This window comes from Chamaesiphon sp. VAR_69_metabat_338 (genome assembly GCF_031423935.1).
GTDB lineage: Bacteria > Cyanobacteriota > Cyanobacteriia > Cyanobacteriales > Chamaesiphonaceae > Chamaesiphon.
On sequence record NZ_JANPGM010000019.1, the window covers coordinates 1 to 6788 of the forward strand.

11 protein-coding genes are annotated in these 6788 nt (G+C 48.4%); all 11 read right to left on the reverse strand.

Annotated elements, in window-relative coordinates:
* A partial coding sequence (gene infA, locus RMO84_RS00585; RefSeq protein ID WP_310486481.1) for a translation initiation factor IF-1 occupies positions 1-137 on the reverse strand: 137 nt, incomplete at its 3' end.
* Positions 138-297: 160 nt separating this feature from the next.
* The gene (locus tag RMO84_RS00590; protein ID WP_310486471.1) at positions 298-864 is read right to left on the reverse strand and encodes an adenylate kinase; all 567 of its coding nucleotides are present in this window, start codon (positions 862-864) and stop codon (positions 298-300) included.
* Between the two features lie 121 nt (positions 865-985).
* Positions 986-2329, reverse strand: coding sequence for a preprotein translocase subunit SecY (gene secY / locus RMO84_RS00595; RefSeq protein WP_310486472.1), 1344 nt, complete (start codon positions 2327-2329; stop codon positions 986-988).
* A 195-nt stretch (positions 2330-2524) separates the two neighbouring features.
* Positions 2525-2968, reverse strand: a complete 444-nt coding sequence (gene rplO / locus RMO84_RS00600) for a 50S ribosomal protein L15 (protein WP_310486473.1) — start codon at positions 2966-2968, stop codon at positions 2525-2527.
* A 212-nt stretch (positions 2969-3180) separates the two neighbouring features.
* Positions 3181-3777 carry a 30S ribosomal protein S5 gene (gene rpsE / locus RMO84_RS00605; RefSeq protein WP_310486474.1) on the reverse strand — a complete coding sequence of 199 codons (597 nt, stop codon included), beginning with the start codon at positions 3775-3777 and terminating at the stop codon, positions 3181-3183.
* Between the two features lie 25 nt (positions 3778-3802).
* A complete protein-coding gene (gene rplR / locus RMO84_RS00610; RefSeq protein WP_310486475.1) occupies positions 3803-4165 on the reverse strand; it encodes a 50S ribosomal protein L18 in 363 nt (120 codons plus the stop codon).
* 8 nt (positions 4166-4173) lie between these two features.
* Complete coding sequence (rplF, locus tag RMO84_RS00615) at positions 4174-4719, reverse strand: 50S ribosomal protein L6 (RefSeq protein ID WP_310486476.1); 546 nt, start codon at positions 4717-4719, stop codon at positions 4174-4176.
* Positions 4720-4877: 158 nt separating this feature from the next.
* Complete coding sequence (rpsH, locus tag RMO84_RS00620) at positions 4878-5279, reverse strand: 30S ribosomal protein S8 (protein WP_310486477.1); 402 nt, start codon at positions 5277-5279, stop codon at positions 4878-4880.
* A gap of 31 nt (positions 5280-5310) precedes the next feature.
* Complete coding sequence (gene rplE, locus RMO84_RS00625) at positions 5311-5856, reverse strand: 50S ribosomal protein L5 (protein ID WP_310486478.1); 546 nt, start codon at positions 5854-5856, stop codon at positions 5311-5313.
* Between the two features lie 99 nt (positions 5857-5955).
* A complete protein-coding gene (gene rplX / locus RMO84_RS00630; RefSeq protein ID WP_310486479.1) occupies positions 5956-6300 on the reverse strand; it encodes a 50S ribosomal protein L24 in 345 nt (114 codons plus the stop codon).
* Positions 6301-6669: a 50S ribosomal protein L14 gene (gene rplN, locus RMO84_RS00635; RefSeq protein WP_310486480.1), complete on the reverse strand. Its 369-nt coding sequence runs from the start codon at positions 6667-6669 to the stop codon at positions 6301-6303. It lies immediately after the preceding gene.
* Positions 6670-6788 lie beyond the last annotated feature (119 nt).

The following is a 6788-nucleotide window of genomic DNA, read 5'->3' on the forward strand; positions in this document are numbered from 1 at the left end:
AACATATAGTTGCGACGAATTTTGCCGGAGATATGGGCTAAAACGTTAAACCCGTTATCTAGATCGACTCGAAACATGGCGTTAGGCAAGGACTCCGTCACCGTGCCCTCCATTTCAATCAAATCTTGTTTAGACAAGTAATCTTTACCTCAAATAGAATGATGGAAAATTGAGAGCCGAGAGTAAATCTTTTACTTTCAAGCTCTAGTTTTATTTTAACAGGGGCAAGGAGGCTGTTGTGTCTTTGACTACCGTACATCGTCTGAGCAGAGTAGCAGCTCCGCCACCATCAAATAATTATTTGACTAGCGATTCCAAGTGATGAGTCACTTCAGCTAACTCGCGATCGCCGTCAACACTGCGGAGAACGCCCTTCTGCTGGTAGTAATCTGTCAATGGGACTGTTTGCTCCTCATACACTATCAACCGCCTGCGAATTACATCCTCAGTGTCATCAGGACGATTTTGGATGGTGGCACGGTTGAGCAATCTTTCGACTAATCGATCTTGCGGGACGTGGATATCGATCGCCAGATTGTAACTTTGACCGATTTCGGCGAGTAATCGATCGAGAAATTCGGCTTGACTGACATTGCGCGGAAATCCATCCAGAATCCAACCCGCTTTGACAGCATCAGCTTGGTTCAATCGATCGCGAATCATGTCCAAGATCAGTGAATCGGGCAATAGTTCGCCTTTGTCCATATAGGATTTGGCTGTAATGCCCAGCTCGGTCTGGTCTTTGACTTGGGCACGCAAAATATCCCCAGTAGAAATATGCGGAATGCCACAGGATGCGGCGAGAAGCTGGGCTTGCGTGCCTTTACCCGCACCAGGGGCACCGAGAAAAATTAGTCTAGTCATAAAGAGAGGGGATAGGGGATAGGGGATAGGGGATAGGGAAAGGAGATAAGGCTTAAACGGCGAATCGAACTATAAAAGTTAGCGTAATTCCCTCTATTCCCTATCCCCTATCCCCTAATCCCTAATCTTTGCCAATCATCCCTTCGTAACGCTGAGAGATTACGAGGGTTTGGATTTGTTTGGCAGTATCGATCGCAACGCTGACCAAAATCAATAGAGATGTCGCTCCAAAGCCTCGGAAGGTAGTCACACCGAGCGAACTTTCGATCGCTGTCGGGACGGTGGCTACCACCCCAAGGAAGATCGCACCGAGCAAAGTCAGTCGCGATAGAATCCCCGAGATGTATTTACTCGTAGCGACACCAGGGCGAATGCCAGGAATACTCGCACCCATTTTCTTCAGGTTCTGCGCCATATCCACGGGATTGACGACTAATGAGCTGTAGAAGTAGCTAAAGAAGACAATCAATACCACATAAAATGCCACGTGTGCGGGCGTACCTGGGGCCAGTAAATTAGCAACACTAACAAATGCTTGGCTGACAGCACTCAAATTGCCGTCCGCACCGACATTTTTACCAGCAAACGAAGCTAGCGCACTAGGTAACACTAGCACCGAGGAGGCAAAGATGATCGGCATGACCCCACCTTGGTTGAGGCGGAGGGGTAAATAGCTAGTCCGTTCGCGCTGGATGCGGCGTCCGACTTGACGACGAGCGGAAATAATCGGAATCCGGCGCGTCCCTTCTTGGACGAAGACGATGCCCACAGTCATGATCGCAAATACGCCGAGCAGGGCGACCGTGCGCGTCAGAATCGAGCTATCGCCACTTTGAGCGAGGTTAATGGTATCGCCTAGCGATTTGGGCAAAACTGCCACAATGTTCAGGAAAATCAATAGTGAAGCACCGTTACCGATCCCGCGTTCGGTAATCAGTTCCGAAATCCACATTACAAACATCGAACCAGCCGTCAATGCCAGAACAGTACTGACAACAAAGAAAATGCCTTGATGACCTGGAAGTGCATAACGTTGGAGCCACAGGGAGATACCGATACTTTGAGCGATTGCCCAACCTACAGCAATATAGCGAGTGATCTGCGAAATCTTCCGTCGTCCAGCTTCACCTTCTTCTTTTTGGAGTTTTTCCAGCGAAGGTAGAGCTGTGGTTAGCAATTGAATGATAATCGAAGCATTAATGTAAGGAATGATCCCTAAAGCGAAGATCCCCACCGTGGATAAGGCACCACCAGAGAAGATATCTAAGAAGCCGATGACTGGGCTATTTTTAATACTTTCAGCAAATGCGACTCGATCGATCCCCGGGATGGGAATGAATGTACCCAACCGCGCTAAAATCAGCAAACCGATCGTGACTAAGATGCGACCTCTCAAACCCGCCGCTTGAGCCATTTGTAAAAATGTCTCTTGGGCAGATGGGGCTTTTTCTCTACTCGCGTCCATCTAAAATTACCTCTGAAAATTTATTTAGTGTGGTTCTGAAATATAAAGAACTATTACCGTTATGAATTTAAGTATACAATTCTCAAGTTAATTCTGGTATCCAAAAAATCACCCAGCATTGCCAATCTAGTCTCAACGGCAATGCTGGGATCCAGCTATAGTTTTAGTGGCGATAATTCACTAGATGAGTGCATCTTAGATAACTTCGCAACTGCCACCAGCGGCTTCAATTTTGGTTTTAGCACCAGTGGTAAAAGCTGCGGCTTTACAATTGAGCGCGACAGTTAGTTCGCCATCGCCCAATAGTTTCAAGGGGCCATCATTGGTAGTGACAATTCCGGCTGCCATTAATGAGGCTAGCGTAACTTCACTATTGGCAGGCAATTCAGCTAGTCTGCGCACGTTGATGACAGTATATTCCTTCTGATTGATCAGCGGGAAGTGTTTTAATTTGGGCAACCGCCGATACAGGGGCATTTGACCGCCTTCAAAACCGGGACGAGTCGGTTTACCGGAACGGGACTTTTGACCCCGCATCCCGAAACCGCCGCTGGCACCTTGTCCGGCTGCAATCCCGCGTCCGACGCGACGTTTGCGATGTTTGGAACCCGCTTTGGGTTTTAGATCGATTAATCTCATGTTAGTAAGTAGGGGATAGGGAATAGGGGATAGGGGATAGGGAGTTAGACGAATTAAATATTCACGATTTCCTATTCCTTTTATCCCCTAATCCTCTGTTTTAAGTATGAACGGCTTTGCCAGCCTAAGATTTTAGGAGATCGAGGTTAGTAGTCAAGAGGTCGTAAACTTATTTACTATTCCCTATTCCCTATCCCCTATCCCCTAGTTAATTATGCGAATAGATCGGCAACGGTTAAGCCACGATCTTCAGCAACTTGGTTGAAGCTGCGGAGAGTTTTGAGGGCGTTGACTGCGGCGCGGGCATTATTGAGTGGGTTGCCCGAACCGAGTTGTTTAGCGAGGATGTTTTTGACGCCTGCGAGTTCTAAGACCGTGCGGACGGCTCCACCAGCAATAACTCCAGTACCAGGAGCGGCTGGGCGCATCATCACATTAGCACCACCGCCACCACCGACGATTGGATGGGGAATGGTATTAGATTTGGTCAATGGAATGGTAATCAGGTGCTTTTTACCATCGGCAACGCCTTTCCGAACGGCACCGATCACGTCACTGGCTTTACCGACACCGACGCCGACTTCACCTTTTTCGTTACCGATGACGACAATGGCGCGGAAGCTGAGTTTTTTACCACCCTTAACTACTTTGCTCACCCGGCGGATCTGGATTACCCGTTCTTGGTAGGTAATTTCCTTTTCTTCCTTTTTGCCTCGGCTGCCGCCTTTGCCGCCACCTTTACCGCCACCACCGCGACGTTCGCCGCCGCGTTCGCCGCCACCGCGTCGATCCTGTTGTTCTTGTGCCATAATCTGCTCTTTAATAATTTATAGATTAGAAATTCAAGCCAGCTTCACGAGCGGCATCAGCGAGAGCTTGGACGCGACCGTGGTAGAGATTGCCACCGCGATCGAATACTACTAGCTCGATCCCTTTAGCTTTGGCACGTTCGGCGATGAGTTTACCAACCTCTGTGGCTGCATCGATATTCCCGCCAGTCTTCAACTTGGATTTGAGTTCGGGTTCGAGGCTAGAGGCAGCAACAAGGGTGTGTTGCTCGGTGTCGTCGATTAATTGAGCGTAGATATGTTGGAGGGATCTAAAAACTGCCAAACGGGGTCGGTCTGGCGAACCTTTGACATCTTTACGCACGCGACGGTGACGGCGGTGGACTGCTTCTTTACGAGTTAATTTCATGTTATGTTCTATTTCTTCCCAGATTTACCAGCTTTCCGGCGGACAACTTCACCTTCGTAGCGAATTCCCTTACCTTTATATACTTCTGGTGGGCGAACATCGCGGATTTTGGCAGCAGTGTTGCCGACTAATTCTTTATCGATACCACTAATGATGACATTAGTATTCTTTTCTTTGGGCACTTCGATCGTAATGCCAGCGGGTGGATCGATTTTGACGGGGAGGCTGTAGCCGACGTTGAGCGTCAAAATTCGACCATCAACTGCCGCCCGATAACCGACGCCTTGGATTTCCAGTCGTTTCTGAAATCCGGTGGAGACACCTTCGACCATATTCGCGACTAGCGTCCGGCACAAGCCATGTTGTTGGCGAGCGGGACGAGATTCATTGGCGCGATTGACGACAACTGTATCGCCTTCCATCAGGACGACTACGCCAGCGGGTAACACGCGCGAGAGTTCGCCTTTAGGCCCCTTAACCACAACTGATTGACCGTCGAGGGTGACAGTCACTTTAGCCGGTACGGGAATTGGACGTTTACCAATTCTAGACATTTTAATTATTTACTCCTTGTCAATGAAATTGCGATACCAAGATGCGTACGCAAAGATGAATATTTGAGCCAGGGGAGCAAGATTTAGTAGATATAAAGTTACTAATTCGTAAAAAAATCGCGAGTCGATTTCTACTTACTGACTGCTGGATAAAGCTGTTACCAGACGTAACAGAGGATTTCGCCACCGACACCTTGTTTGCGGGCTTCGCGATCGGTCATAATCCCACTAGAAGTGGAGATCACGGCAATCCCGATGCCACCTAAAACTTTGGGTAAGTCTTTGTGGTTGGAATAAACGCGCAGTCCGGGCTTACTTACGCGTTTGAGCGCGGTAATGATCGGCTGGCGATTTTTGCCTTTGTATCTCAAGGTGAGGACTAATTTTTTGTCAATCCCTTCGCCAACTTCTTCGTATTCGCCGACATAGCCTTCTTGTCTGAGGACAGTGGCAATGCTCCGAGTCAGTTTAGTTGCTGGCAGATTGGTGGTTTGATGTTTGACGATGCTCGCATTCCGAATGCGAGTCAGCATGTCTGAGATAGTATCGTGTGCCGCCATTGGTTCTTTAGGGTGAGTAGTGATTTAGCGATTAACTTGCGCGGAAGGGCATCCCCATTTCTTTTAACAGTGCGCGTCCGGCTTCATCGTTATCGGCTGTGGTGATAATCGAGATATCCATCCCGCGAATTTGATCGATTTGGTCGTACTCGATTTCGGGGAAGATCAGTTGTTCGCGAATCCCGATACTGTAGTTACCACGACCGTCAAAGCTTTTGGGGCTGATGCCTCGGAAGTCCCGAATCCGGGGTAAGGTCAGGTTGATAAACCGATCGAGGAAAGCATACATCCGATCGCCACGCAGCGTTACCATCACGCCAACCGGCATCCCTGCGCGAATCTTAAATCCGGCGATCGCTTTTTTAGCGCGGGTGACGACGGGCTTTTGGCCGGTAATTTTGGCAATTTCAGCGATCGAAGATTCTAAGGCTTTGGCATTCGTTGCTGCTTCGCCTAGACCTCTATTGATAGTAACTTTGATCACCTTGGGCACTTGGAGCATATTGGTATAACCAAATTGCTCCATCAGCTTGGGGGTAATTTGTTCTTGATATTTGGTTTTGAGTTGTTGTGCCATGTTATTTAGCGGATGATTTCCTGGGCTTGGTCAGGATAAGAGCAATTCTCTACAAAAGAGGTGTACCAACCTGTGATGGACTAAAAACTAGTAAATCGATTAATCGATAATCTCACCAGTTTTCTTCAACATCCGGACTTTTTTGCCTTCAGCGTTTACAGTATAGCTAATCCGACTGGCAACGTTTTGCTTGGTCGAATACAGCATCACCTTAGAGCTATGAATAGGTGCTTCAGAAGTATCGATGCGACCCGATTCGCCTTCTTGAGCTGGCTTGATGTGCTTGGTGCGAATGCCCACGCCTTGAACGATCACTTTGCTCAGTTCGGGGAAAGATTTGAGGATTTCGCCGATCTTGCCTTTGTCACTACCTGAGATCACTTGGACGGTATCGCCTTTCTTGACGTGCATCCGGTGCTTGACTTTCGGTTTTTGTTTGGTCATTTAGAGTACCTCTGGAGCCAGGGAGACGATTTTGGTGAAGCTTTTATCGCGGAGTTCGCGAGCGACAGGGCCGAAAACGCGCGTACCTCTGGGGTTGCCTTCGGCATTGACGAGGACGGCAGCGTTGTCATCAAACCGGATACTCATGCCACTTTCACGGCGCATGGTATGTCTGGTGCGGACGATCACGGCGCGAACTACTTCCGATTTTTTGACAGCCATGTTGGGAGTGGCATCTTTGACAACAGCGATAATGGTATCGCCGACACCGCCGTATGTACGATTACCCGCGCCGAGGACGCGAATACACATAATTTTGCGGGCACCGCTATTATCCGCAACGGTTAAATAACTTTCTTGTTGGATCATGATTGGTTGTTTCTATCAAGTGATGAGAGAGGGCGAAATGGGAGATCGTAGGCGATTAGTTATTCGGTTGCTAGTTATTAATCGAATAACTATCCCCTATTCCCTATTCCCTATTCCCT

Coding starts and splice junctions, on each gene's coding strand:
- RMO84_RS00590 (WP_310486471.1), bottom strand. CDS start 864: ATGACTAGACTAATTTTTCTCGGTGCCCCTGGTGCGGGTAAAGGCACG.
- secY (WP_310486472.1), bottom strand. CDS start 2,329: ATGGACGCGAGTAGAGAAAAAGCCCCATCTGCCCAAGAGACATTTTTA.
- rplO (WP_310486473.1), bottom strand. CDS start 2,968: ATGAGATTAATCGATCTAAAACCCAAAGCGGGTTCCAAACATCGCAAA.
- rpsE (WP_310486474.1), bottom strand. CDS start 3,777: ATGGCACAAGAACAACAGGATCGACGCGGTGGCGGCGAACGCGGCGGC.
- rplR (WP_310486475.1), bottom strand. CDS start 4,165: ATGAAATTAACTCGTAAAGAAGCAGTCCACCGCCGTCACCGTCGCGTG.
- rplF (WP_310486476.1), bottom strand. CDS start 4,719: ATGTCTAGAATTGGTAAACGTCCAATTCCCGTACCGGCTAAAGTGACT.
- rpsH (WP_310486477.1), bottom strand. CDS start 5,279: ATGGCGGCACACGATACTATCTCAGACATGCTGACTCGCATTCGGAAT.
- rplE (WP_310486478.1), bottom strand. CDS start 5,856: ATGGCACAACAACTCAAAACCAAATATCAAGAACAAATTACCCCCAAG.
- rplX (WP_310486479.1), bottom strand. CDS start 6,300: ATGACCAAACAAAAACCGAAAGTCAAGCACCGGATGCACGTCAAGAAA.
- rplN (WP_310486480.1), bottom strand. CDS start 6,669: ATGATCCAACAAGAAAGTTATTTAACCGTTGCGGATAATAGCGGTGCC.